Source organism: Microbacterium sp. A84 (genome assembly GCF_051842815.1).
In the GTDB taxonomy this organism is placed as follows: Bacteria; Actinomycetota; Actinomycetes; order Actinomycetales; family Microbacteriaceae; genus Microbacterium.
In genome coordinates, this window is sequence record NZ_JBPXMS010000014.1 from 1 (window position 1) to 1,249 (window position 1,249).

The following is a 1,249-nucleotide window of genomic DNA, read 5'->3' on the forward strand; positions in this document are numbered from 1 at the left end:
GGCTTATAGGCCAAAAAGAGTGGATGGGTCCGGGCGTGTCATCCCCTTCCTGCCCATCCGGCGCGTGACCAGAGTCCTTCGGCGGCGTCGAGGCCGGTGTCGTAGAGGGCGGGTTCGATTGGGGCGTCTGCGGTGTCTGCGTTAGCGGGTGGTGCGGGCGGGGTGGCTGGTTTAGCGAGGGCGATTGCTTCGTTGAGGGGCAGTTCGTGGAGGACGAGGAACCATTCGATGGCTCGTTTCTGGTGGTGCTCGCTCATTCCGCGGTGGCGGAGGAGGAGCTCGCGGATCTGGCTGTTGATTGCGCCTTCTAACGGTGACGTGGTGCGCGGGTTGCCGTAAGTGATGTAGGTGAACAGTGTGTTGTTGCGGATCACGCCGTGGATGAGTGACCACGCTTTGCGGAGCCGATCATGGGTGTATCCGATCTGCCCGTTACGGAACCGGGTTTTCTCTTTCGTGAGGTGTCCGAACGTGCGCCACCATTCATCGAGCGTGATCTGCCAGGCGATCGCGGCGTCCTTGTCGTCTTCATCGATCGCGGACACGCGCATCACGAGCGCGCGCAGCGCCCTGGCGGCGTCGGTCCTCGGGGTGCGGGTCAGGTGCCGGGTGAGACGCATCTGCACGTGAAACAGGCAGCGTTGATGCTTCGTTTCCGGCCAGACCGCTTTGAGCGCGGTCGGGATCCCGGTGCCACCATCGGAGACGAGCACGCCCGGGGCGGCGACCTGCTCGAGCAATGCTTTCCAGGCCGCGACGGATTCCCCGCCTGACCATTGCCAGGCCAACACACGACCCTTGTCGCTGAACGCGATCAACAGACACCAGCCGCTCACCCAGAACCCGTCAACGAGGACAGCGTGGTGGATCTCGGTCGCGGGCGGCAGGCGCGGCTCGAGCGCCCAGCACCAGGCCGTCTCTCGGCGAAACGTGCGCCCTGTCGCGGTCCCATCGATTTCGGCTTGGGTCTGCTTCCCGACCAGCCAGGACACGAAACGCACGAGTTGTTCCCGGCGGGAGACATCGGGGCGGCGGCGCACGCTCGATGCCCCACAGGACGGGCATCGCCACCGTTGCGTTCCCGAGCGGTGCCGGCCATTCTTCACCAACCGAGAACCACATACCATGCACGTTGTCGAATTCGAGGGAAGGTCCACGATTAAGCATCACGGACCATACCGATGCCCATTTCACCGCAGAATCACGCGGCTAGATCAAGAACCCATCCACTCCTTTTGGCCTATAACCC

The 1,249-nt window shown here is 63.6% G+C and carries 1 protein-coding gene; it reads right to left on the reverse strand.

Features of this window, described 5'->3' with window-relative positions; genetic code table 11:
- Positions 1 to 38: 38 nt before the first annotated feature.
- Positions 39 to 1,127 (reverse strand): IS1249 family transposase, encoded by a 1,089-nt coding sequence (locus ACSU04_RS18400; RefSeq protein ID WP_439290570.1) that lies wholly within the window; start codon positions 1,125 to 1,127, stop codon positions 39 to 41.
- Positions 1,128 to 1,249: the final 122 nt, after the last annotated feature.

Excerpts from the sequence above, each read along its gene's own strand:
- ACSU04_RS18400 (WP_439290570.1), bottom strand. The coding sequence starts at position 1,127 with ATGGTATGTGGTTCTCGGTTGGTGAAGAATGGCCGGCACCGCTCGGGA.